Annotated in this window: 22 protein-coding genes; 5 read left to right on the top strand and 17 right to left on the bottom strand. The window is 44.3% G+C overall.

Annotated features, from left to right (window positions below):
- The first annotated feature begins 16 nt into the window (after positions 1 to 16).
- Positions 17 to 634 (top strand): HvfX family Cu-binding RiPP maturation protein, encoded by a 618-nt coding sequence (locus tag AVL57_RS06420; RefSeq protein WP_057792250.1) that lies wholly within the window; start codon positions 17 to 19, stop codon positions 632 to 634.
- A gap of 94 nt (positions 635 to 728) precedes the next feature.
- Positions 729 to 1,280: an NAD(P)H nitroreductase gene (locus tag AVL57_RS06415; RefSeq protein WP_057792248.1), complete on the top strand. Its 552-nt coding sequence runs from the start codon at positions 729 to 731 to the stop codon at positions 1,278 to 1,280.
- Positions 1,281 to 1,484: 204 nt separating this feature from the next.
- On the opposite strand, the gene AVL57_RS06410 is transcribed toward AVL57_RS06415, so the two are convergent.
- Together AVL57_RS06410 and ansA are read right to left on the bottom strand one after the other, a co-directional pair.
- On the bottom strand, positions 1,485 to 2,327 hold the full coding sequence (locus tag AVL57_RS06410) for a DUF2797 domain-containing protein (protein ID WP_057792246.1): 843 nt from the start codon (positions 2,325 to 2,327) through the stop codon (positions 1,485 to 1,487).
- A 9-nt stretch (positions 2,328 to 2,336) separates the two neighbouring features.
- On the bottom strand, positions 2,337 to 3,344 hold the full coding sequence (ansA, locus tag AVL57_RS06405; protein ID WP_057792244.1) for an asparaginase: 1,008 nt from the start codon (positions 3,342 to 3,344) through the stop codon (positions 2,337 to 2,339).
- Positions 3,345 to 3,508: 164 nt separating this feature from the next.
- Here ansA and AVL57_RS06400 point away from each other — a divergent pair, with 164 nt between their 5' ends.
- Positions 3,509 to 5,389: a DUF885 domain-containing protein gene (locus AVL57_RS06400; RefSeq protein ID WP_057792242.1), complete on the top strand. Its 1,881-nt coding sequence runs from the start codon at positions 3,509 to 3,511 to the stop codon at positions 5,387 to 5,389.
- Positions 5,390 to 5,451: 62 nt separating this feature from the next.
- On the opposite strand, the gene lipA is transcribed toward AVL57_RS06400, so the two are convergent.
- The 13 genes from lipA to leuS form a co-directional block, all read right to left on the bottom strand.
- A complete protein-coding gene (gene lipA, locus AVL57_RS06395; protein WP_057792240.1) occupies positions 5,452 to 6,414 on the bottom strand; it encodes a lipoyl synthase in 963 nt (320 codons plus the stop codon).
- Entirely contained in the window at positions 6,407 to 7,063 is a 657-nt protein-coding gene (gene lipB, locus AVL57_RS06390; RefSeq protein ID WP_057792238.1) for a lipoyl(octanoyl) transferase LipB, read from the bottom strand. The genes lipA and lipB overlap by 8 nt, the downstream gene beginning before the upstream one ends.
- Positions 7,064 to 7,327 carry a DUF493 family protein YbeD gene (ybeD, locus tag AVL57_RS06385; RefSeq protein ID WP_057792236.1) on the bottom strand — a complete coding sequence of 88 codons (264 nt, stop codon included), beginning with the start codon at positions 7,325 to 7,327 and terminating at the stop codon, positions 7,064 to 7,066. It lies immediately after the preceding gene.
- Between the two features lie 90 nt (positions 7,328 to 7,417).
- Entirely contained in the window at positions 7,418 to 8,602 is a 1,185-nt protein-coding gene (locus AVL57_RS06380) for a D-alanyl-D-alanine carboxypeptidase family protein (RefSeq protein ID WP_057792234.1), read from the bottom strand.
- A gap of 277 nt (positions 8,603 to 8,879) precedes the next feature.
- Positions 8,880 to 9,779 carry a septal ring lytic transglycosylase RlpA family protein gene (locus tag AVL57_RS06375; protein WP_057792232.1) on the bottom strand — a complete coding sequence of 300 codons (900 nt, stop codon included), beginning with the start codon at positions 9,777 to 9,779 and terminating at the stop codon, positions 8,880 to 8,882.
- A gap of 1 nt (position 9,780) precedes the next feature.
- Positions 9,781 to 10,896 carry a rod shape-determining protein RodA gene (rodA, locus tag AVL57_RS06370; protein ID WP_057792230.1) on the bottom strand — a complete coding sequence of 372 codons (1,116 nt, stop codon included), beginning with the start codon at positions 10,894 to 10,896 and terminating at the stop codon, positions 9,781 to 9,783.
- Positions 10,896 to 12,785 carry a penicillin-binding protein 2 gene (gene mrdA / locus AVL57_RS06365; protein WP_057792227.1) on the bottom strand — a complete coding sequence of 630 codons (1,890 nt, stop codon included), beginning with the start codon at positions 12,783 to 12,785 and terminating at the stop codon, positions 10,896 to 10,898. Before mrdA ends, rodA begins: the two co-directional genes overlap by 1 nt.
- A gap of 14 nt (positions 12,786 to 12,799) precedes the next feature.
- Positions 12,800 to 13,270 carry a 23S rRNA (pseudouridine(1915)-N(3))-methyltransferase RlmH gene (gene rlmH, locus AVL57_RS06360; RefSeq protein WP_013784369.1) on the bottom strand — a complete coding sequence of 157 codons (471 nt, stop codon included), beginning with the start codon at positions 13,268 to 13,270 and terminating at the stop codon, positions 12,800 to 12,802.
- A gap of 78 nt (positions 13,271 to 13,348) precedes the next feature.
- Positions 13,349 to 13,666 (bottom strand): ribosome silencing factor, encoded by a 318-nt coding sequence (gene rsfS / locus AVL57_RS06355; RefSeq protein ID WP_013784368.1) that lies wholly within the window; start codon positions 13,664 to 13,666, stop codon positions 13,349 to 13,351.
- A gap of 8 nt (positions 13,667 to 13,674) precedes the next feature.
- The gene (nadD, locus tag AVL57_RS06350; protein ID WP_082604929.1) at positions 13,675 to 14,385 is read right to left on the bottom strand and encodes a nicotinate (nicotinamide) nucleotide adenylyltransferase; all 711 of its coding nucleotides are present in this window, start codon (positions 14,383 to 14,385) and stop codon (positions 13,675 to 13,677) included.
- Positions 14,386 to 14,389: 4 nt separating this feature from the next.
- A complete protein-coding gene (gene holA, locus AVL57_RS06345) occupies positions 14,390 to 15,418 on the bottom strand; it encodes a DNA polymerase III subunit delta (protein ID WP_057792225.1) in 1,029 nt (342 codons plus the stop codon).
- Positions 15,419 to 15,420: 2 nt separating this feature from the next.
- A complete protein-coding gene (locus AVL57_RS06340) occupies positions 15,421 to 15,942 on the bottom strand; it encodes an LPS-assembly lipoprotein LptE (RefSeq protein ID WP_057792223.1) in 522 nt (173 codons plus the stop codon).
- A 1-nt stretch (position 15,943) separates the two neighbouring features.
- The gene (leuS, locus tag AVL57_RS06335; protein WP_057792221.1) at positions 15,944 to 18,547 is read right to left on the bottom strand and encodes a leucine--tRNA ligase; all 2,604 of its coding nucleotides are present in this window, start codon (positions 18,545 to 18,547) and stop codon (positions 15,944 to 15,946) included.
- Positions 18,548 to 18,955: 408 nt separating this feature from the next.
- On the opposite strand from leuS, the gene AVL57_RS06330 reads away from it, so the two are divergent.
- Positions 18,956 to 21,331 carry a Lon protease family protein gene (locus AVL57_RS06330; protein WP_231518625.1) on the top strand — a complete coding sequence of 792 codons (2,376 nt, stop codon included), beginning with the start codon at positions 18,956 to 18,958 and terminating at the stop codon, positions 21,329 to 21,331.
- Positions 21,332 to 21,408: 77 nt separating this feature from the next.
- Here the strand turns inward: AVL57_RS06330 and AVL57_RS06325 are convergent, their stop codons facing one another.
- Together AVL57_RS06325 and yhbY are read right to left on the bottom strand one after the other, a co-directional pair.
- The gene (locus AVL57_RS06325; RefSeq protein ID WP_231701290.1) at positions 21,409 to 22,239 is read right to left on the bottom strand and encodes a 3-hydroxyacyl-CoA dehydrogenase; all 831 of its coding nucleotides are present in this window, start codon (positions 22,237 to 22,239) and stop codon (positions 21,409 to 21,411) included.
- Between the two features lie 137 nt (positions 22,240 to 22,376).
- Complete coding sequence (gene yhbY, locus AVL57_RS06320) at positions 22,377 to 22,670, bottom strand: ribosome assembly RNA-binding protein YhbY (protein ID WP_013784361.1); 294 nt, start codon at positions 22,668 to 22,670, stop codon at positions 22,377 to 22,379.
- 95 nt (positions 22,671 to 22,765) lie between these two features.
- Here yhbY and rlmE point away from each other — a divergent pair, with 95 nt between their 5' ends.
- The gene (rlmE, locus tag AVL57_RS06315) at positions 22,766 to 23,395 is read left to right on the top strand and encodes a 23S rRNA (uridine(2552)-2'-O)-methyltransferase RlmE (RefSeq protein WP_057792217.1); all 630 of its coding nucleotides are present in this window, start codon (positions 22,766 to 22,768) and stop codon (positions 23,393 to 23,395) included.
- Positions 23,396 to 23,416: the final 21 nt, after the last annotated feature.

Raw genomic sequence — 23,416 nt, 5'->3', positions numbered from 1 at the left:
AACGAGGCTCTTAATAATGATAAAGCAATTATACGCGAACCTATTTAAAAAACTAAGTGTGGCGGATGGAGTACCATTGCTGTTGTTAAGGCTTTATTTAGCCCCTGTAATGATTCAGGCTGGTTGGAATAAAGCGAGTAGCTTTTCGTCCATCGTTGATTGGTTTGGTAATGAAGACTACGGACTGGGCTTGCCATTCCCGCTTGTGCTTGCATTTTTGGCCACGGCAGCTGAGTTAGTCGGTGGTATATTTTTACTATTTGGTTTGCTTACACGCTTAGTCGCTATTCCGTTAATGGTAACCATGTTGGTGGCCATATTTACTGTGCACATCGACAATGGGTGGTTGGCCATTGCTGATGCATCATCTTGGTTAGCCGATGGCACTATTTTGATGAACGACAGTGTGATGGCAGCTCCTGAGAAGCTAAGTGCTGCAAAATCTTTACTGCAAACCCATGGAAACTACGATTGGCTTACTTCCAGTGGCAGTTTGGTCGTGCTAAACAACGGTATTGAATTCGGTGCTACCTATTTTGTCATGTTACTGGTGTTATTTTTCTATGGTGGTGGTCGCTATGTAAGTATTGATTATTTCTTTCGCCCTAAATTGCGCGATAACGGCTTGAGGTAATTCGCCCCCTAAAATAGACCAGCTATGCTGGTCTTTTCTCATTATAGAACGTAGGATCTTCCTATAACGCTTTGTTCGATAATAGGATACAGAAATGGATGCACTTACGTTACTGCTCAACAGAAGCTCTCAACCTAGACTCAATGCGCCTGCGCCGTCAGGTGAAGCGCTTGAAAACATCATGCAAGCTGCACTTCGTGCCCCCGATCATGCGTGTTTAACACCGTGGCGTTTTATTGTTTGTGAAGGAAAAGGTTTAGATAAACTAGGCAGCTTATACGAGCAATCTGCTATCGAAAACGATAAATCTCAAAAAGAAATTGAACGGGCAGTGCAGTTACCACATCGAGCGCCTATGGTTGTGGTGGCCATAGCTAAACATGTTGAGCATGAAAAAGTGCCCCGCGTAGAGCAAATTGCATCAGCGTCTTGCGGGGTAATGGCAATGCAAATGGCTGCGGTAGCCCAAGGGTTCAATGGTATGTGGAGAACGGGAAGTTATGCCCAATGTGATACGGTAAAGCGTGGTTTTGATTTAAGCGATGATGACGAAATTGTTGGTTTTTTATATTTAGGTACGCCGGCGTTTGAACCTGCGCCAAAACCAGAACGTGATACTTCTGACTACTTCGAATACTGGCGCTAACTTTCAGTATTGGCGTGCTAGTCATTTGCGAGCTGGGCACTTGAGAGATGGGCTCCAGCTTCACGCCCATGTTATTGGTTTTTACAGGGTTAATGCATCAAGCTTTTCTTTACAAGCTTAGGCAGAAAGCTAACCGCGCAGATAAGGTAATTTTATCTGCGCGGATTGAGCGTGAGAGCTCGGCATTACATTTTAAGCCAGATTTTATCCTACATGCAGATTAACATTGTAGCCGGCATATTTACGGATATTGATAACACGGTCGCCATCTAGCATCCAATATTGCCCTTTAATCCCAGTAAGCACGCCTTCAAATTCTGGCGTCTTATCTAAGTTAATCGATTTAATTTTTTCAGGGTAAGTATCAACCGGGTAATGAATGTTATGCACTTCACCATCGGCTTCAGATACCGCTTGTATCCCTTTTGTCTGCTGAATTTCTGCTATTCCATCAGCAATTTTCGACAATATAGTGGCTTTAAGCTCAAGTAAATCAACCTGATCTGGCGCACTTTTCAACATAGTGCGCCAATTGGTTTTATCGCCAATATGTTCTTTGCAAAGCATTTCCACTAAGCCACTAGTGAGCCGATCTGTTACCCGTAGCATGACGGTGGCTTGGGTAGCGCCCTGATCCATCCAACGAGAAGATACGCCATCAGTAACGTGGCGAGTTATACCCACTTTTACATTACCAGTGTTAGCTAGGTATACAAAATGCTCGCTAAAGCAGTGCTCTTCGCCCCATTGGGGTTCTCGGCATGTTCCTTCATGGTAATGACATTTTTCAGGTTTGATTATACAGCTATCGCACTGAGCTAATGAAATTAAGCAAGGGTAGCAATAGCCTTGACTAAAGCTCTTCTTGGTCTTTCTATTACAATGTACGCAGTTAATGTCGCCCGTAAAATCAAGAGAAACCTTCTGTCCGATAACGGGGTTTATATCGACCTTATGTTCCCCAATAGGAAGCTGGTAGTTAACCGTATTGTTGTCGTCAGCATGCGTGTGCATTTTTCTAAGCGCACCGCTAAAAGATGTGGTCATGGTGTATTCCTATTCGCTAAGCTCGCCGCAGAGATTCTGGGTCAGCTTGGCTTTAATGGTTTCAAACGGCAGATTCTTACTTAATAAATAATGCAATTTTGCCAATGCGGCTTCCGGGGTCATATCGCTGCCAGACAACACGCCCACTTCCTGCAAACCATGCCCTGTGGCATATCCGCCCATATTCACGCGACCGCGCATACATTGGGTGCAGTTAAGAACCGGTATTTGTCTGTCTCGTGCGTACTCTAATTGGGCAATAAGCGCGGGGCTTTGTGGTGCATTACCTACGCCGTAGCTTAATAAAATAAGTGCATTAACAGGTTGTTGTAGGGTGTTTTTAAGGACTTCTGAGGATATGCCAGGGTACAAGCTCACCATACCAATAGGCTGGGCTTTTACACTGGAAACCTTAAGGGGTTTATCCGACTCTTTAGCAAGTTCACCGGCTTTAACGCGTATGTTAATACCGGCTTCAAGAAGGGGGGGGAAGTTGGGTGAATCGAAGGCGCTAAACCCATCAGCATCTACCTTACGACTGCGATTTCCCCGTAATAAGCGGTTATTAAAAAACAAACCCACTTCTGCAATAGGGAAATTAGCGGCAACATAAAGCGCGTTTAATAGATTAACTTGGCCGTCAGAACGCAGCTCTGCAAGAGGAATTTGCGACCCAGTAACAATCACAGGCTTGGTTAAATCTTCCAGCATGAAACTCAGTGCCGAAGCGGTATACGCCATGGTATCTGTGCCATGCAAGATGATGAAACCGTCGTATTTATCGTAGTTTTCTGCAATGTCGTCGGCAATGCGTTGCCAGTCAGAAGGATCCATATCCGATGAATCTATCAGGTTATCGTACTCATGCAGTGTGAATAATGGCATTTCACTGCGATGAAACTCCGGCATGTCATTCAATGTATCGCCAAGGAAGCCTGCTGCTGGAATATAACCATGATCTGATGGCTTCATTCCGATGGTGCCGCCTGTATAGGCAATATAGATATGTTTACGCATTGCGTAACCTCACTTCTTATGTGGGTTTAGGCAGAATGACGGCATTCTAACAGCCCGCAAAGTAAAGTCATCCTGTTCGCGCAAAAACCTTGTAATCAATAGGCGGTAACAGGCAATATTAGGCGGTAAATTAATAATAAATACACGACAGGTTATTTTTAATAATGAAGACAATGAAGATAAGTTTACTCAATGCTGCCATCGTGAGCGCCTTAATGGCTTTACCAGCCGCAGCGCATCAGCAAGATGGTACGACGGTTTCTACACAATTGCAGACTGCGGTTAGTGAAGTCAAAGACATCACAGACGTTAAAGCAAATAAAACAGAGGCGGAAAAATTAGCAGCCCTAACGCTTAAATTTTTCAACGAGTCGTTAGAACAAAACCCTGTGATGGCAACATTTTATGGCGTAAGCGATTACAACGATAAATTTAACGAGCCGTTAAGTGAGGCGGTTATTGCTAAATCAAAGGCTCATGAGCAAACCTATTTAGCAGCCATTAATGCTATTGATGCGTCTAAACTTAGTGGGCAAGACTGGATCAGCTACCATATTTTCAAAAGTGACAGAGAACATGCTATTGCGGGTTATCAGTTTGGTAGCCAGTACATGCCAATTAATCAAATGTATGGCGTGCATACTTTTTTCCCCATGCTGGGATCTGGCCAATCTGCGCAGCCGTTCGCTACGGTAAAAGACTATGAAAACTTCATTTCACGTACTAAAGGCTACGTCGAATTTATCGATAGTGTAATCCTGTATATGAAAAAAGGGATTGAGGAAGGGGTTGTCTTACCTACTGCTATCACCGAGAAAATGGTACCGCAATTAAGTGCTCATATAGTGAAGAAAGCTTCTGAGAGTGTGTTCTACGGACCCGTTAATCAGCTTGAGAAAAACGAAGATATTAGCGACGATGAAAAAGCGCGCTTAGCCGCTGCCTACGAAGGAATGATTACTGAAATGATTGTGCCTTCGTATCAAAAACTGCACGACTTCGTAGTAGAAGAATATTTGCCTCACACCCGCGCTACTGTAGGGTACTCAGACTTACCAAATGGAAAAGCCTGGTACGAATATAAAATTAAAGATAACACTACCTTGCCGCTAAGTGCCGATGAAGTGCATGAGTTTGGGTTATCTGAAGTGTCGCGCATATTAGGTGAAATGAAAGCGGTTAAACAAACCGTAGGCTTTGAAGGAGATTTAGCAGCGTTTTTCGATCATCTTCGTACCGACGATAAATTCTACTTTGAGTCTGATGAAGCGCTAATTAAAGCGTACACCGATGTAAAAACGGATATAGACGCCCGCTTACCAACGCTTTTCAGCGTATTCCCGAAAGCCGATTATATTGTAAAAGCAGTAGAACCTTATAGAGAAGCGTCTTCGGCTGCAGCCAGTTACATGTCTCCAGCGCCAGATGGCAGTAGACCTGGTATTTTCTATATCAACACCCGTGACCTTAAAGCCCAACCTAAGTTTAGTTTGGAAACCTTAAGTATTCATGAGGCCGCGCCTGGTCACCACTTCCAAATTGCTATTCAGCAAGAAGTGGAAGGCTTACCTTTGTTTAGAAAATTCAACGGCTATACCGTGTTCAGTGAAGGCTGGGCTTTGTATGCGGAAAGCTTAGGAAAAGAGCTGGGTATGTTTACCGACCCTTACATGTGGTACGGGCGCTTGAACGATGAACAGCTTCGTGCCATGCGTTTAGTGGTTGATACTGGGCTGCATGCCAAGGGCTGGAGCCGTGAGAAGGCTATTGCGTATATGCTTGAGAATTCGTCGATGGCTGAGTCTGATGCGGTTGCAGAGGTAGAGCGTTATATTTCTATTCCCGGTCAAGCGCTAGCGTATAAAGTGGGTGAGCGTCATATCAGACATTTGCGTAATCAAGCCACTGAAGCCTTAGGTGAGGACTTCGACATTAAAGCGTTCCACAGCAATATACTGACCGATGGGGCAATGCCAATGCCTATCTTGAGTGAGAAAATGTCGATGTGGATAGACGACGTAAAATCCAAAAGCCAAGGCGAGTAAGTTGGTCACTGGCTAAGTAAACACAAATAAAAAAGCGGCTGTGAAAGCCGCTTTTTTTATACTTATTTAACTTCTTTACCTGCTGCCTGTTGGTCAGCATGGTAACTAGAGCGTACCATAGGGCCACTGGCTGCATGGGTAAAGCCAATGTCTTTGGCGTAAGCGCCTAGAGCATCAAATTCATCAGGGTGAACATAACGTTTAACGGGGAAATGATGACGACTTGGCTGCAAATATTGGCCTAATGTCAACATGTCCACGTCATGAGCACGTAGATCACGAAGAACGCCTTCAATTTCAACGTTTTCTTCGCCCATGCCCATCATCAAGCCAGATTTGGTTTTAATATCAGGATGCTGGGCTTTGAACTTCTTAAGTAAGTCTAGTGACCACTGGTAGTTAGCACCAGGGCGGCACTCGCGGTATAAACGCGGAATGGTTTCTAAGTTGTGATTAAACACATCAGGAACACCATTCTTGAAAATTTCTAATGCGCGATCCATACGGCCACGGAAATCCGGTACTAGCACTTCAATAGTGGTAGTAGGGCTGTGCTCGCGAATAGCGTTGATACAATCAACGAAATGTTGTGCACCACCGTCACGCAAGTCATCGCGGTCCACCGAGGTAATTACCACGTAACGAAGATTCATTTCAGCAATGGTCTTCGCTAGCTTTTCTGGCTCTTCCGCGCTTGGCGGTAGCGGCTTACCGTGGGCAACATCACAGAACGGACAACGACGGGTGCAAATGTCACCCAGAATCATAAAGGTTGCCGTACCATGGTTGAAGCACTCAGCTAAGTTAGGGCAGCTGGCTTCTTCGCACACAGAATGCAGTTTATTCTTTCTTAATGTCTTCTTAATGTGGTCAATTTTATCTGTGCTGCGTGGCAGCTTAATTTTGATCCACGAAGGCTTGCGCAGCATTTCTTCCTTTTCAGTAGGAATAATGGTGACAGGAATGTGTTTTACTTTTTCGTCGTCGCGGAGTTTAACTCCAGCTACAGGTCGTGCGTTACTCATCAAAACCTTCTTTATGTCGTTTTTCCGTAATGGAAAGCGCTTCAAGTAGTAAGTCGGTAAGAAACTCACCGGCAACACTTATCGAATCAGGGCCATTCAGACTGGCGGTATCAATCATTTCCATACCTGCATAACCACATGGGTTAATGCGCTGAAACGGTGACAAGTCCATATTAACATTTAATGCCAAACCATGAAATGAGCAACCGTGACGAATTCTTAACCCTAATGAGCAGACTTTTTTCTCATCTACATAAACCCCTGGCGCATCGGGTTTGGGGTAGGCGGTAACACCGTACTTGGCCATCAAGCTTACCACAGCGTCTTCCATCGCAGTCACTAAGTGACGTACACCAAGCTTGCGTCTTCGAATATTAATAAGAAGATAAATAACCTGCTGGCCTGGACCGTGGTAGGTTACTTGACCGCCTCTGTCGACTTGAACCACGGGAATGTCACCGGGCATTAAGATGTGTTCAGCCTTGCCTGCTTGACCTTGTGTGAATACAGGGTCGTGCTCAACCAGCCAAATTTCATCTTCAGTCGTATCGTCACGCTCATCCGTGAACGTTTTCATGGCAGCCCATGTGGGCTCGTAGCTTTGTCTGCCCAGTTGCCGAATAATGACAGAGTCGGTTAGGGTGCTCACTTATAGTACGACTCTTACAAGTTCTAACTTAGCAAGTTCAGTGTAGATAGTTTCCATATGCTCTTTGCTGGTCACTCGTACACTTACCGATACAGAATGGTAATTACCTTTGCTACTTGGCTTCACTGCGGGTGAATAATCACCTGGCGCGTGCTGCTGTAAGCACTCAATTACGTGATTCGGTAAATCGTCATGAGCAATGCCCATTACTTTAAATGTTTGATTTGTTGGAAAATCTAGAAGTTCATCGAAACGGGTATTCATGCGATATCCTTTTTATACAATCATTAAATACAAAAACGGCCCGATTATACCAATCAGGCCGCCCTTGAACTAGTGTAGCGATGCGTTATGTTACGCTTCGTCGAAGCCCAGTTGCAGCATAATGTAATCTTTAATGCGGTTAAACATGCTGCCTTCTTTCACTTCTTGCAAAGTGACAAGGGGGTAGCTGGCTACATCTTCGCCTTCGAGTTGAAGGAAAAGTGTGCCGACAACTTGGCCTTTAGCCAGTGGCGCTTCTAGTTTTTTATCTAGTTCAAAATTGGCTTCTAAGTTAGCCGCTTGGCCGCGTGGAATGGTAATGGGGGTAGATTGGTTAATTCCAAGGTCTACGGTTTCTCTATCGCCCATATAAATGCGGTGTGCTACAAAACTATCGCCAGCGTGGTAAGGCGTTAGCGTTTCATAAAAGCGGAAACCATATTTAAGTAGCTTCTTGTTTTCAACCTTACGGGCTCTTTCACTATCTGTACCCATAACTACAGAGATTAAGCGCATGTCGCCTTGTGAGGCAGAAGTAATAAGGCTGTAACCCGCGTCTGACGTATGGCCAGTTTTAATGCCATCAACGTTTAAGCTTTTGTCCCATAATAGGCTGTTACGGTTATATTGCTTGATGCCATTAAATGTAAATTCTTTTTCGCTGTAAATTTTGTACATTTCAGGAGTTTCAGCAATTAATGCACGAGACACTAACGACATATCACGAGGCGTAGTGTAGTGGTCAGGATCGTGAAGACCGTGTGCATTCACAAAATGGGAGCCTGTCATACCAAGTGCTTGGGCATGTGCGTTCATCATGCTTGCAAATGCTGCTTGAGAACCAGCAACGTGCTCAGCCATCGCTACGCAAGCATCGTTACCTGACTGCACTACAATTCCGCGTAATAAATCGCTTACCGTAACTTGTGTACCCACTTCGATGAACATTTTTGAAGAATCTGGAAATTTTTTGGCCCATGCATTTTCAGAAATGGTTACTTCGTCAGAAAGGCTAATATTACCGGCTTGCAGTTCTTTACCAATAACATAAATGGTCATGATTTTAGTTAAGCTGGCAGGTGCCAATTGCATGTCTGCGTTTTTCGACGCGATAACGTGTCCGGTTTCAAAGTCGGTTAAAAGAAAGCCTCCTGCCGCTACAGATGGAGCGGGTGGAGTAACCACTGCTGCATTAGCTGACAGTGCTAGCGCACTGAAAAGCATAAAAGCGAAGGAGAGAAAAGACGGTTTAGCGCGTTGAATTATTCTGAGCATGATTTTATTTTCTTTGACCGTTTATTATCCGTTTAAAACTGCACAGCAGGCACGCTATACAGTTATTACTACTACTTAGTTTAGAATTCTAACGTAAGGCGCATAGTTCGACTAGGGTTAAACCAAAAAGTTTAGCTGTTAATAGAGATTAGGCTACGAAACAACGAAAAAGCGCCATAAATAACAGATTTGAAACGCGTTTCGCCACATTGTCGCCACAGTTGTGACGGTTTTTTGAACGGGCGCTTTTTTGAATGGGGCTTTTGGGGACGGACGGCTACAAGGTTTGTTTTATCTTGTAAGCTTGTGGGTAGCCGTTTTGTTTAAGTTGTTCTAGCAATTCGTGGGCAAGGGCTTCATCTTCAATAGGGCCAAGTTGAAGTTTATACACATTGCCTACCACTGGCATGTGTGTTGGCACCTGATAAAGCGCCGAAAGTACGTTCGAAATAGACTCTGCTTTTTTCTGATTCGATAGCGCTGCCACTTGAATAAAGTAACCGTCTAGTGAAATTGACGTTTGTTGAAGGTTATCGCTTTGTACAGACGCATTCGCAGCCACGTCTGATGATATTGGTGCTGAGGGAAGGGGAGCAATGCCAATGTATTCATCGTAAGTTACCGTTGGGTTTACGCCAACCGTAACGTTATTTTCGGGGTCGAAGTGAATGACTTCAATTTTAACTTTTGCCGTGCCTTTGTTGTGATAACCCAATTTTACCGCCGCAGCATAAGACAAATCGATGATGCGATTATCGTGAAAAGGGCCACGATCATTCACTCGCACAATCGCTTGCTTGTCGTTATCTAAGTTCGTCACGCGTACGTAAGAGGGAAGCGGTAAGGTTTTGTGGGCAGCCGACATGGCGAACATGTTGTAGGTTTCACCATTTGAGGTTAAATGGCCGTGAAACTTTTGACCATACCAACTGGCGTAACCTACTTCTTCGAACCCTTTGCCAGACGTAAGCGGCGTATAATGTTTGCCGAGCACTTTATAAGGGCGGCTGTTAAACATTCTATATGCTTCATATTTAGGGACCGCATCCAAGGTTTCAGGCACTTTTGCCACATGGTTCGGCGCAGTATCTTGATGTTGAGTATAGCGGCCACTAGGCGCTGATTTACACGCAGCGAGTATGAATGAAGCAAACAGTATCAACAGTAGTGTGCGCATATTATCTAGACATTAGTCGTTTTTGAGTGGCAATAGACATTAGCATGCCAAAGCCTGCCATTAATGTCACCATGGAAGTGCCACCATAACTCACTAAAGGTAGTGGCACCCCTACAACAGGAAGTAATCCAGATACCATCCCCATGTTCACAAATACATAAACGAAGAAGGTTAAGGTAATACTGCCTGCCAGTAATTTAGAGTAGGCGTCTTGAGCGCGACTGGCAATAATAAGCCCACGTAAAATAACGCAAAGGTAAATGATTAATAAAACAATAACTCCTGTGAGCCCAAATTCTTCGCTGAAAACAGAAAAAATAAAGTCGGTGTGCCGTTCGGGTAAGAATTCTAATTGTGATTGGGTGCCCTGCAACCAGCCTTTTCCATCTACACCACCAGAACCTATGGCAATTTTCGACTGAATAATATGGTAACCCGAACCGAGTGGATCGCTCTCTGGGTTTAAAAAAGTCAACACCCGTTGCTTTTGATATTCTGCCATTAAAAAGAACCACATAATGGGCGCGAAACCACCTAGCAACAGAGCAACAAAACCGATAAGCCGCCAACTCATACCGGCAAGGAAAATAGCGAAGATCCCCGAGCTAGCAATAAGCAGGGATGTCCCTAAGTCCGGCTGTTTGGCAATAAGCACCGTTGGAATAGCGACCATTAAAAATCCCACCACAATATTCATGGTACGAGGGGGCAGCGTAAACTGGCTAATATACCAGGCAACCATCATAGGCACGGCAAGCTTCATTAACTCTGAAGGTTGAAAACGTATAAACTTTAAGTCGAGCCAGCGTTGGGCGCCTTTACCCATATCACCAAATAACAATACCGCGATAAGCATTAACAGCCCGGCAATATAAGCGTAAGTCGACAGCCGGCGAAATGCGCCAGGGGGAATTTGCGCAATACCTAACATAACGGCCACACTCAGTGCTAAGCGCGTAATTTGGCGTTCTACTTGTCCGGTGTCTTGTCCTGACGCGGAATACAGGGTTACTAGCCCCACTGACATAAGCACTAACAGGCTCAAAAACAGCCAGCCATCAATATGGATACGCTGTAAGAAACTGGTTTTATTTGGGTTGAGCGTGTTCTTTTTCATTATTCGTCAACCTTGCTAATTTCGGTGTCGAAAACCCGATCACGAAAATAGAAGTCCATGATTTTTTTGGCTACGGGAGCGGCATTTTTACTACCACCACCGGCGTTTTCAAGCACGACCGTCACTGAAATCTCTGGGTTTTCAAAAGGAGCAAAGCCCACATACATGGCATTGTCTCGCAAACGTTCATCAATTTTTTCAGCATCGTATTTTTCATCTTGCCCCACAGAAAATAACTGTGCAGTACCGGTTTTTCCTGCAGACTGATAGGGAGCATCAGCAAAGGTATGGCGAGCGCCACCTTCTTTACCATGCACTACGTCGTGCATAGCATTCAGAATAATATCGACATTATGTTGATTTTTAATCTCGATAGGCCGAAGAGTTTTAAGTGGAATAATTTCTACAGAGCTATCTTCATGCATGAACCCGCGAATAATTTGCGGAATAATACGCTCGCCCCGATTAACCAAGGTGTTCACTGAGTGCGATAACTGAATAGGAGTAGTAGACCAAAATCCTTGCCCTATACCTACAGGAATGGTGTCACCGATATACCAAGGCTGGTTAAATCTCGCACGCTTCCAGCCCCGGCTAGGCATATTCGCGTCAGACTCTTCATATAAGTCGATGCCGGTAAAATCACCAAACCCAAATTCGTACATAGACTCACTGATTTTATCTATACCCAGCTTATAAGCTAAGTCGTAGTAATAGATATCGCAGGATACTTCTATTGCTTTGGCGATATCTACTTCGCCGTGGCCCCACTTCCGCCAGTCTCGCCAAGTGTGCGATACATTGGGTAATTGATAGCGGCCATTATCTTGAATAGTATATTCTTCGGTAATAATCCCTTCTTCAAGTCCAATTAAGCCAAGGTGCGGTTTAATAGTGGATGCTGGTGGATATTGACCTTGAGTGGCGCGGTTTATTAGTGGGCGATCAGGGGAGTTAAGCAGGGCAGCGTAGTTCTTTCTGCTGATACCATGCACAAACAAATTCGGGTCGTAACTAGGGTTTGAAAATAGCGCCAATATCCCCCCTGTTTTTATATCACTTACAATGACCGCGCCGCGCTGACCTTCCAGTGCTTGCTGGGTAGCAAGTTGTAGCGAAAGGTCGATATTTAATACAATGTCTTTTCCAGGCACAGGTGGGTCGACGTTTAACACACGAATTATTCGGCCTTGATTGTTCACCTCCACTTGTTGGTAACCGACTGAACCGTGTAATAGCTCTTCGTGGTATTTTTCTACCCCTAGTTTGCCAATATCGTGGGTGGCGGCATAGTTATCTTCTTGCCCCGCTTCTACTAGCTTTTGAAGGTCTTTCTTATTGATGCGCGCCACATAACCCAATACATGAGTAAGGGCTTCTTTATAGGGGTAATGACGCGCTAGTCGCGCTTCAATTTGTACCCCTGGGTATAAATGTTTGCTGGCAGAAAAGAGCGCAACATCTACTTCAGATAATTTGGTACGAAGGGCAATAGGTTTAAAGCGTCGTTGGCCTTTTAAGCTGCTATTAAAGCTTTCACGTTCTTCTGGGGTGATACCCATCAATTGGGTTAAGCCATCTAAGGTGGCGTCTAAATCATTGGTTTGCTCAGGCGTGATCTCTAAGCTAAACACGGGACGGTTTTCCGCAAGCAATATGCCGTTTCTGTCGTAAATTAACCCACGGTTTGGCGCAACAGGTAACACCTTGATGCGATTTCCGTTTGAACGGGTTTGGTAAACGTCGTGTTGTTCAACTTGCAGGGAATAAAGGTTATTCAGCACCACGCCTAACATCATTACAACAATAATAAAGGCGATAGACGCACGTCTTGCAAATAAGTTTGCTTCGGCCGAGTGGTCTCGAATTGCTTGGCGCTTGCGATGCATAAAAGGCTATTCTCTCACTCGCGATGATACGGGTGGTTCTGAGTAACAGACCAAGCGCGGTATAAACTTTCAGAAAGAATAATTCTTACAAGTGGGTGAGGTAGGGTAAGTGCCGACAGTGACCATTTTTGTTCAGACACCGCAATACATTCAGGCGCTAAACCTTCAGGTCCACCAATCAAAAGACTGACGTCTCGGCCATCCATTTTCCAATTATCTAACTGTTTGGCTAATGTGGGGGTGTCCCAAGGTTTACCGGTGACTTCCAACGTCACTACACGGTTCCCTTTAGGAATAGCGGCGAGCATTTGTTCGCCTTCTTTTTCTAAAATGCGTTTAATATCGGCATTTTTGCCTCGTTTACCAGCGGGAATTTCGGTGAAACTTACCGGTAAATCGGCGGGGAAACGGCGAAGGAATTCATCTACCCCTGTGGTGACCCAGGCGGGCATTTTTGTACCTACGGCGACAATTTGTATACGCACAGTGGGTAAATCCTTTAGTACATCAAACTACCAACAAAGTTGACCGCAGCCTTTCTTATAAGTCTGCGGTTGGCTTTGTTATGACCACAGCTTCTCTAACTGATAGAAATCGCGGGTTTCATCTTGCATCACATGCAAAATAACGTCGCCGAAATCTACTAATACCCATTCGCCAGTTTCTTTGCCTTCAACGCTTGTTGGTGCTTCGTCTGCGCTTTTAGCTTCTACTATTACATTTTCAGCAATAGCAACAACATGGCGCTTTGAGTTACCAGAGCAAATAATCATGGTGTCGGTAATGGTTGATTTGCCACGAACATCCAGTTCTATAATATCGCGGCCTTTCATGTCGTCTACTTTATCTTTTACGAACTGCTTGAGTTGTTGACTCTCCAAGTGTTTCCTCACTTATTTGATAATTCTTGGTATAACCGATGTGTATGAATATAGTCTGCGACTGCCTTAGGCAGCCACTTTGCTATTAATTTCGTGGCTTGAAACTTTGCGTCATGCAATGCTGTTTCGTTCAAATGTGTTTCTTGCAATGTCGATGATGCGTTCGTTTGAACGGCGCTGCGCAATTGCGTTGATGAAACAGGGTGTAATGGGGTATCCGCAAGAAATACTAAGCCATTAGGCTGAGCATGTAGTTGCAGAACGTCCTCTGTTTTGTTGGCTTTTAACCACTCAACTAAGTCATCGGGTGGTGTAAACGTATCGCTGTCGCGACGCATTACCACTAGGTGACAGAAATCAAGCAAACGCTCCCACTCAAACCAAGACTTAAGATTATACAGGGAATCGGCGCCAATGAAAAAACAGATTGTCTTATTGTCTCTTTCTTTTAATGCACGAAGGGTTTTTACCGTGTAAGACGGCGAGGCAAGCGAGAGTTCGATAAGCTCTGGATACAAGCGTTTATCTTGCTCACAACACAGTTTCACCATGTTGACGCGATGCTTTTCGCTAACAGCCACTGCTTTATGCGGCGCAAGTTTACAGGGCATTAAACCTAATGCATCAATATTTAATTCTGACAGTAAATGAAGCGCAGGAGATACGTGGCCTAAATGGGGCGGGTTAAAAGTGCCCCCTAAAATAGCGCAAATAGCCAAGAACTTAAGCTTCCATCAAAGGAAGGTGAAAAATACCCATTGCCATAAACATCATGCATAAATGGCAAAGCTTTACGAAGGGGCGTGAAATAACATTTTGTTTAAACGCTAAATCTGCCTGGGTAAGGGCATCCTGAATTTGTAGTAGCTGCTCTATGCTAAGGCGATTCAACGCACTTTGATAGAAGCCTTGCCTGTTACGCCAAATGCCAAACTTTTGCCATTGAATTGCTTCACCATTAGCGGCAGCACTTTTCAATTTCCATAATACCTCCCACTCACGAATGAGCGCCCAAATAATAATGTTTGGCTCTAGTCCTTCACTTTCTAGGCGGTAAAGCATTTTCACGCAGCGATTGGCGTCGCCGCTTAGCATAACATCCACTAACTGAAACACGTTGTAGCGAGATTGGTCGACCATCGCTCGCTCAATTTGCGCTTCAGACACAGGCTGCTGCGGGTAAAGTAGGGCAAGTTTATCAATTTCTTGTTTTGCTGCTAACAGATTCCCTTCGCAAAAATCGGCAATCATTTTCATTCCAGCAGCATTAATAGTCAGCTGATGTTGTTTTACTTGATTGCTCAGCCATGCAGTGAGTTGTCTACCTTCTAAGGGATAGCACAGAACAGAAACGCCCATTTCATCGAGTACTTTAAACCACTTGCCACGCTGAACATCTTTGCCAATTTTTGGGCCGTGAATTAGCAGCAAGGTGTCTCGGGTTAACCCTTTGGCGACTTCTTGCAGCATTTTGCTGCCTTCAGCGCCGGGCTTGCCTGTGGGAAGTTCTAATTCAATAAACTGTTGGTTTGAAAACAACGACATGCTTTGTGTTGCTTCAAGTAGCTGATTCCATGAAAAACCGGTGTCGGCCACAAGCACTGTGCGCTCATCAAAACCATTGGCTTTTGCCGTGGTACGGATTTGCTCTATCACCTCAAATTTTTGCTGAGGCTCATCACCAAATACCAAGTAACAGGATGCTAATCCTTTACCTATCTCGCTGGGAAATTGGTTTGGGTAGAGTTGCATACTTAATCAATCAGCTTAGCGGCAGAGGCTTGGCTTGAAAGCCTACGGATAATAATGTCTGCTGCCTCGGCACGCATTTCATCAAGTACTAATTCTAGCTCTCTTGATTTTGCCAATACTTGATCGGGGTCATCTTGATAATCACGCATTACATTGAAGGTAGCCATAATGGCTTCTTCGTCAGGGAATTGCACCCGATAACGTACGGTATAAATTAGTTCGTATTCAGCAACTTGACCCGAAGCGTAAACCGAAAGCAGTCTGCGCTCTAATTTTTCGGGCAGTAAATACAAAGATACGCCGTCGGTTGACGACGCAGTATCTTGTTGGTAAACGCCATTTAACCCGTACACGGTAAGGCGGTCATGAAGCGCTCTTGCAAGCGGTGCATGAGCGCGAGCACTGTTAATAAGCACTGATTTTACATTTTCTGGAAGGCTAGGCGCACTTCTTAAATGAAATCCACAACCGCCAAGTGCAACAAGTGCACTCAATACCACTGTGTAACGGAGTAAACGGCGCATATTAGTTAGCCACTATGTTGACAAGTTTTCCTGGTACTACAATAACTTTACGTATTGTTTTACCTTCAATAAACGGCTGCACGTTATCTTGAGCTTTTGCCGCTTCTTCTATGGCTTCTTTGCTGGCGTCAGCAGCCACGGTCATTTTAGCGCGAACCTTACCGTTAACTTGCACGATAATAAGCTTTTCGTCTTCAACCAATGCCGCTTTGTCGGCTTCAGGCCAAGGCGCATGGTCGATATCATTTGTCTTACCCAATACTTTCCACAATTCATGAGAAATGTGTGGGGTAATAGGGTTAAGTAGCAAGACTAATGACTCTGCTGCTTCACGCATAATGGCAATATCTTGCGCATCTTCTTGTGGTGCTTTTTGAAGATGGTTCAATAATTCCATAATTGCAGCGATAGCAGTATTGAACGTTTGGCGACGACCTAAGTCATCAGACACTTTTTCAATGGTCTTATGTACTTCACGGCGTAACGCTTGCTGATTTTTATTTAGCGCTTTTGCATCAAGGGCAACGGGAGCGCCTTTTTCAACGTGCTCGGTAACTAACTTCCAAATACGACGTAAGAAACGGTTAGCACCTTCTACACCTGAATCTACCCACTCTAGTGTTTGCTCAGGAGGCGCAGCGAACATGGTAAATAAACGTACCGTATCGGCACCATATAGGTCGATAACTTCTTGTGGATCAATACCGTTGTTTTTCGACTTCGACATCTTCGTCATGCCGCCGTGAATAACGGCTTCACCATCGGCAGTTAGCCATGCTTTTACAATACGGCCTTTTTCGTCTTTCTCGGTAGACACTTCGGTAGGTGAGAACCACGTTTTCTTACCCGCACTGTCTTCACGGTAATAAGAATCTGCTAGTACCATGCCTTGGCATAGTAAACGCTTAAACGGCTCATCAGAATTTACCAAGCCTTCGTCACGTAATAGTTTGTGGAAGAAGCGAGAGTACAATAAATGCAAGATGGCATGCTCGATTCCACCAATGTACTGATCCACCGGTAGCCAGTAGTTTGATGAAGTTGGGTCTAGCATGGCATCGTGATTTGTGGCGCTTGCATAGCGCGCGTAGTACCACGACGATTCCATAAAGGTATCGAAGGTATCGGTTTCACGAAGGGCAGACTCACCGTTGTAAGTGGTTTTTGCCCACTCAGGATCTGCTTTAATCGGCGACGTAACACCGTTCATTTCAACGTCTTCTGGAAGTACAACCGGCAATTCACTTTCTGGTACCGGAACCGACTCGCCATTTTCCAAGTTAAGCATTGGAATAGGTGAGCCCCAGTAACGCTGACGGCTTACGCCCCAATCTCGTAAACGGTAGTTTACTTTGCGCTTACCAAAGCCTTTTTCTTCAAGTGCGGTTGCGATGTCATTAAACGCATCGTCAAACGCTAGACCATCGAATTTTTCAGAATTTATTAACGTGCCTTTTTCGGTATACGCAGAAGCAGTCAAATCACATTCTTCTTTTGCATCTGCATTAGGCGCGATAACTTGCTTAATGGTTAAGCCATATTTAGTCGCAAATTCCCAATCGCGTTGATCGTGACCAGGTACTGCCATTACTGCGCCTGAGCCGTAATCCATCAATACGAAGTTAGCTACCCAAACAGGAAGTAGTTCACCCGTTAAAGGATGTACTGCTTGAATGCCCGTATCGCAGCCTTTTTTCTCCATAGTCGCCAACTCTGCTTCGGCTACTTTGGTGTTTTTGCACTCGTCAATAAATGAGGCTAGTTCAGCATTCGATTTTGCTGCAAATTCAGCTAATGGGTGCTGCGCAGCCACTGCCACGTAGGTTACGCCGTAGAATGTATCTGGGCGAGTGGTGTAAACGGTTAATTCGTTTATATCGCTGCCGTTTTTACCTAAGTTAAAGGTAATGTCTACCCCTTCAGAGCGACCAATCCAGTTTGCCTGCATGGCACGTACTTGATCAGGCCATTCTTCAAGCTGTTCTAAGTCGGTTAATAACTCTTCGGCGTAGTCGGTAATTTTGATGAACCACTGTGGAATTTCTTTTTGTTCCACTAATGCACCTGAACGCCAACCACGACCGTCAATAACTTGTTCGTTAGCCAATACGGTTTGGTCTACCGGATCCCAGTTAACCGTTGAGTTCTTCTTATATACCAAGCCTTTTTCATAAAGACGAGTGAAGAACCATTGTTCCCAGCGGTAGTAATCTGGTTTACAGGTAGTGACTTCGCGATCCCAGTCGTAACCGAAACCCAAAGAGCGAAGCTGTGTTTTCATGTAATCAATATTGGAGTAGGTCCAATTCGCAGGCGCAGTATTATTATTAATAGCGGCGTTTTCTGCTGGAAGACCGAAAGCATCCCAACCCATAGGTTGTAGAACGTTTTTACCCTGCATGCGCTGATAGCGGCTAATAACATCACCAATGGTGTAGTTACGCACGTGACCCATATGCAAGCGACCACTTGGGTAGGGGAACATAGAGAGACAGTAGAACTTCTCTTTTTCTACATCGTCATTTGCTTGAAATGAGTTATTTTCTTCCCAGTATTGCTGAACACGTTGTTCTATATCTTTCGGGTTGTACTGATTTTCGGCCATGAAACTTAGGCTTCCGCATTATTAGAGTTAAAACGTTCATGAAACCTGCCCCCTAGAAAATTTCATTATGGGGAAGTGAGTCGCCGTTAGGCTGAATCACAATATTGCAGGTTTAACTTGCATGTAGCCGCATAGAATAACCCAGCGCTACACTTAGCCTCAATAGCTAGTGCTAGGTTAGCACGACTTTTTTACCACTACTTGTTGAAAAAGTAAGCGTATTGGCAAAGGTTTCGCTTCATAGTGGTTTAGCACATAAAAATGAATTGCTAGGATTGTTCGTTAATTCATCGATTAGAGGCTTGAAACAGTGCTTTACAGCATAAGGGTTTGACACACTAGTTAAATAGGGTTTCACTTACCCTAAAGCACAATAAACAGAACACTATGCCAGGCGAAAGCACCACTATGGCCCTAGATCCAATTGACCTAACTCCGACCATTAATCGAAAAGCAGTGAATGCTGCCTTAAAAGACGATGAAGCTCTAAATGCCACTTTTATAGGTCAGGAGCGCGCGCGAGAAGCGTTAACTTTCGGTCTTGGCATTAACGCGAAAGGTTATAATCTTTATGTAATGGGTGAACCGGCTACGGGTCGCTTTACATTGGTAAAGGATTACATTGAACGCCAAGTCGCCGTACTGCCTGCACCTGATGATTGGTGTTATATCAATAATTTTGATGAAGAGCGCGAACCCGTAGCCCTTCGTTTTCCCCCTGGTGGTGGCAAAGCATTTCAAAAAGACATTACTAATTTAATTGATGATGTGCTTGATACCTTTCCAGTGGCATTTGATAACCCTGGTTACCAGCGCCGTAGAACCAGTATTTCTCGCGAGTTCGATCAAAAATACGATAGCGCTATTGATGCGGTAGAACGTTTTGCAAAAGCTAATGATGTTGCCATGAGTGAAGATGGGGGCACCATTACGTTTTCACCTATTGTTGATGGCAAACCCATCAGTGATGCTGAATTTGCGACCGCTAGCGATGAAAAACGCCAATTCTTTTATAACTTGATAGACGAGCTAGAAAATAGACTAAGTGAAAGTTTATTAAGTTTGCCCTCTTGGAAGCGTGAAAATTCAGAGCGCTTGCGTGAGCTAGATAAGCAAACTGCCGAGCAGGGCATTAAGCCGCTATTAAAAGTGCTTGAGCACAAATACGCGTCAGATTTAGGTATTTTAAAATATTTAAAGCAGCTTAAAACCGCACTCGTGAATGCTATTTTACTTATTTTGGCTGAAGAGCAAAAAGACGAAAAAAATGATGATTTCGATAAACGTTTATTCTTAGAAGAGCAATTTTTGCCTAATGTACTGGTCGCAAATCGTTTAGATGACTCGGCGCCGGTAATTTACGAGCCAAACCCAACTTATCAAAACCTGTTCGGGAAAATTGAATACACTAATATTCATGGCAGTGTTTACACAAATTACCGAATGATTCGCCCTGGTGCTTTACATCGTGCCAATGGCGGTTATTTGCTGCTTGATGTGGATCAGTTAATAGAACAGCCCTATGTGTGGGATACCCTAAAACTTGCGGCGAAATCAGGTCGCTTGAAAATGGATTTACCCCAGCAAGATGTTGGTATGGTAAACGCAATTACGTTAAACCCTCAACCTATCGATTTGAACGTAAAGATAGTGCTGTTAGGGTCGCGAGACTTGTATTACACCTTGCAAGATTACGATGATGAATTCGATGAGCTATTTCGTGTACTGGTCGATTTCGATTTAGAAATTCAGGTAACTCGACAAGCTTTGTTCGATTTTGTGGGAAAGGTGCGCAAACATATACTGGCGCTTAATTTAACCGGTATTACCGCTAATGCCATGTGCCGGTTAGTTGAATATTCACTGCGCATGGCTGAACACCAAGAAAAGCTCTCGGCGCATTTTGCCGAAGTGATTGAACTGGTAAACGAAGCCCATTATTTTTGTGTAAAGTCAGGCGGCGAAACCCTAGAGCTTGATCATTTACGCACTGCGCTGAGCGCCAAAAAACGCAGAACAGGGCGAGTAAGCCAAACCCTACTGAATGATATTAAAGAAGGGCATGTTCTTATTGCTACCGACGGCAAAGCCATAGGTAAAGTGAATGGGCTTACGGTGCTAGATATTGGCGATACCGCCTTTGGTACCCCTGCGCGCATTACCTCAACGGTATTTGCAGGTGCAAGTGGTGTAGTTGATATTGAACGTGAAGTAGAGCTAGGGCAACCCATTCACTCCAAAGGCGTGATGCTGTTAACAGGGTATTTGGGTTATAAATATGCCCAACATTTTCCACTAACCTTATCTGCCAATATTGCCTTGGAGCAATCCTATGGGCACATTGATGGTGATAGTGCGTCATTAGGCGAATTAGTCGCATTAATTTCTGCGCTAACCGAAATTCCATGTGTGCAGACGCTTGCTATTACAGGTTCCATTAACCAATACGGTGAAGTGCAAGCGGTGGGTGGCGTGAATGAAAAAATAGAAGGCTTTTTCGACTTGTGTCAGCACCGCGGCCTAACCGGTACGCAAGGTGTGGTCATTCCTAAATCGAATGCGATTAACCTCGTGTTAGATGCCACGGTAATAGATGCGGTGAAAAAAGGCTTGTTCCACATTCATACAGTAGAAACGGTAGATGACGCTTTAGCTGTATTAATGGGGCAAGACGCCGGTACATTAAGTAGCCGAGGTCGTTACCCGAAAAACACCATTAACTATCATGCAGTGAATCGTTTATATAATATTGCACTCATGGTAAATGGTGGCGACGGCGAATAAGGGCTTTCGTAAAAAGGGCTATTCGTAAAAGAGAGCATCATTGTGATGCTCTCTCGTGTTATAGCCAATACAGCCAATTATTTTGGCGGCATTCTCAAGCCGCCATCTAAACGAATGGTCTCGCCATTTAAATAATTATTTTCGGCAATATGCAGCACCAATTTGCCGAACTCTTCCGGTAAGCCTAAGCGTTTTGGAAACTGAACGTTAGCAGAAAGGGCGTCTTGTACTTTTTCTGGCATAGAAAGCAGCATAGGTGTTCCCATAACCCCAGGAGCAATAGTGTTAACCCGAATGCCTAGCGGTGCAAGGTCTCTTGCCATGGGCAGAGTAAGCGCAACAATGCCGCCTTTGCTTGCTGCATAAGCGGTTTGACCAATCTGCCCTTCATATCCAGCCACAGAGGCAGTATTAATAATAACACCACGTTCGCCTTCCTCATTCAATGGTACTTGCTTCGCCATGGCTGCAGCTACAAGGCGCGCCACATTGAAACTTCCCACTAAGTTAATATCAATTGTGTTTTGAAAGTCACCTAAGGGGGCTGGATTACCATCTCGGTCCAATAAACGTTTTGCTGGGGCAATGCCGGCGCAGTTTACGCACAGAGAAAGCGTGGAAAAGCGAGCAATGCATTTATCGATAGCATGGGTAATGTCATCTTCGCTTCTTACATCAACCTTAACAAACAGCGTATGTTCAGCATCGAGTTCTTCAACCCGTTGTTTACCCATTTCTTCATTAAGATCGAGTAAACATACATTGGCACCAGCTGCACGAAGTGCAATGGCAGTAGCATGACCAAGACCAGAGCATCCACCAGTAACTATTGCGGTGCGGTTTTTAAGCGGCTTTTGTTTTAAATAAGTAGTATGAAGTGAGTCGGGGTTAGTATTTGTTTCTGTCATAGGATTTCCGCGTAGGTTCCATATTATTTTTTGTTAATTTATGTCCACAACGACATTATTATGGTTATTAACATAATATTAACGGTAATACGGCACGAAAACTATGGTGCCAGCAAAAACCGGCACCATGGTATGACTTACTTTGGCAACTGAATTTTACGCTCTTCACTCGGACGGTAAAGAATTAGCGTATGTCCAATTACTTGTAGCTTTTCTGATTTAGTTTCGCGAACAATCGCATCCATAATGAGCGATTTTTCTTCACGATCATCAGTTGGAACTTTAACTTTAATCAGTTCATGGAAATTTAATGCATTGTCGATTTCCGCAACAACACCTTCAGTAAGGCCGTTTGAACCTAGCTGTACGATAGGCTTTAACGGGTGCGCTAGGCCTTTTAAAAATTGTTTCTGTTTATTTGAAAGTTTCATGTAGTCAATTTTCTTACAATTAATCTATAAATTTAAGCTTGAATTAACGTATTCTAACGCCATCTTCTCTACAATCCTAATGACAATGTATTGGAATGACAAAAAAGAAGCACTCTGCCAGTAGTAAACGCTGGTTAACAGAACATTTTAACGACCATTATGTGCAAAAAGCACAGAAGCAGGGTAAGCGATCGCGCGCCTTCTTCAAATTGGAAGAAATTCAGCAAAAAGACAAACTTATCAGCACAGGCAACACAGTAGTTGACCTTGGTGCTGCGCCAGGAGGCTGGTCTCAACTCGCTTCTGAACTGGTAGGAGACAATGGGCAAGTTATCGCATGCGATATTTTACCGATGGATTCTATTGTTGGTGTTGATTTTTTGCAGGGTGACTTCAGAGATGAAGCTGTTTTGAATGCGTTATTGAACAGAATTGGTGGGAACACCGTAGATATAGTGTTGTCTGATATGGCACCGAACCTGTCTGGAAATGCATCAGTAGACCAAGCTGGCTCGATGTACTTGTGTGAACTGGCGCTAGATATGTGTCATCAAGTACTCAAACCAGGTGGCAGTTTTGTTATCAAAGTCTTCCAAGGGGAAGGTTTTGATGCATACCTGCGTGCATTACGTGACGCGTTCACAACCATAAAAACACGTAAGCCAGACTCATCGCGTTCACGGTCTCGTGAAGTGTATTTGGTGGCTCTTGGGTACAAAGTGTAGTACGCTTTGAGTAAGCGATTT

This window comes from Alteromonas stellipolaris, from assembly GCF_001562115.1.
In the GTDB taxonomy this organism is placed as follows: domain Bacteria; phylum Pseudomonadota; class Gammaproteobacteria; order Enterobacterales; family Alteromonadaceae; genus Alteromonas; species Alteromonas stellipolaris.
Note: the sequence above shows the minus strand (reverse complement) of the source record. Positions and strands in the feature narration are given on the sequence as shown.

Coding starts and splice junctions, on each gene's coding strand:
- AVL57_RS06420 (WP_057792250.1), top strand. CDS start 17: ATGATAAAGCAATTATACGCGAACCTATTTAAAAAACTAAGTGTGGCG.
- AVL57_RS06415 (WP_057792248.1), top strand. CDS start 729: ATGGATGCACTTACGTTACTGCTCAACAGAAGCTCTCAACCTAGACTC.
- AVL57_RS06410 (WP_057792246.1), bottom strand. CDS start 2,327: ATGACCACATCTTTTAGCGGTGCGCTTAGAAAAATGCACACGCATGCT.
- ansA (WP_057792244.1), bottom strand. CDS start 3,344: ATGCGTAAACATATCTATATTGCCTATACAGGCGGCACCATCGGAATG.
- AVL57_RS06400 (WP_057792242.1), top strand. CDS start 3,509: ATGAAGACAATGAAGATAAGTTTACTCAATGCTGCCATCGTGAGCGCC.
- lipA (WP_057792240.1), bottom strand. CDS start 6,414: ATGAGTAACGCACGACCTGTAGCTGGAGTTAAACTCCGCGACGACGAA.
- ybeD (WP_057792236.1), bottom strand. CDS start 7,327: ATGAATACCCGTTTCGATGAACTTCTAGATTTTCCAACAAATCAAACA.
- AVL57_RS06380 (WP_057792234.1), bottom strand. CDS start 8,602: ATGCTCAGAATAATTCAACGCGCTAAACCGTCTTTTCTCTCCTTCGCT.
- AVL57_RS06375 (WP_057792232.1), bottom strand. CDS start 9,779: ATGCGCACACTACTGTTGATACTGTTTGCTTCATTCATACTCGCTGCG.
- rodA (WP_057792230.1), bottom strand. CDS start 10,896: ATGAAAAAGAACACGCTCAACCCAAATAAAACCAGTTTCTTACAGCGT.
- mrdA (WP_057792227.1), bottom strand. CDS start 12,785: ATGCATCGCAAGCGCCAAGCAATTCGAGACCACTCGGCCGAAGCAAAC.
- holA (WP_057792225.1), bottom strand. CDS start 15,418: ATGCAACTCTACCCAAACCAATTTCCCAGCGAGATAGGTAAAGGATTA.
- AVL57_RS06340 (WP_057792223.1), bottom strand. CDS start 15,942: ATGCGCCGTTTACTCCGTTACACAGTGGTATTGAGTGCACTTGTTGCA.
- leuS (WP_057792221.1), bottom strand. CDS start 18,547: ATGGCCGAAAATCAGTACAACCCGAAAGATATAGAACAACGTGTTCAG.
- AVL57_RS06330 (WP_231518625.1), top strand. CDS start 18,956: ATGGCCCTAGATCCAATTGACCTAACTCCGACCATTAATCGAAAAGCA.
- AVL57_RS06325 (WP_231701290.1), bottom strand. CDS start 22,239: ATGACAGAAACAAATACTAACCCCGACTCACTTCATACTACTTATTTA.
- yhbY (WP_013784361.1), bottom strand. CDS start 22,670: ATGAAACTTTCAAATAAACAGAAACAATTTTTAAAAGGCCTAGCGCAC.
- rlmE (WP_057792217.1), top strand. CDS start 22,766: ATGACAAAAAAGAAGCACTCTGCCAGTAGTAAACGCTGGTTAACAGAA.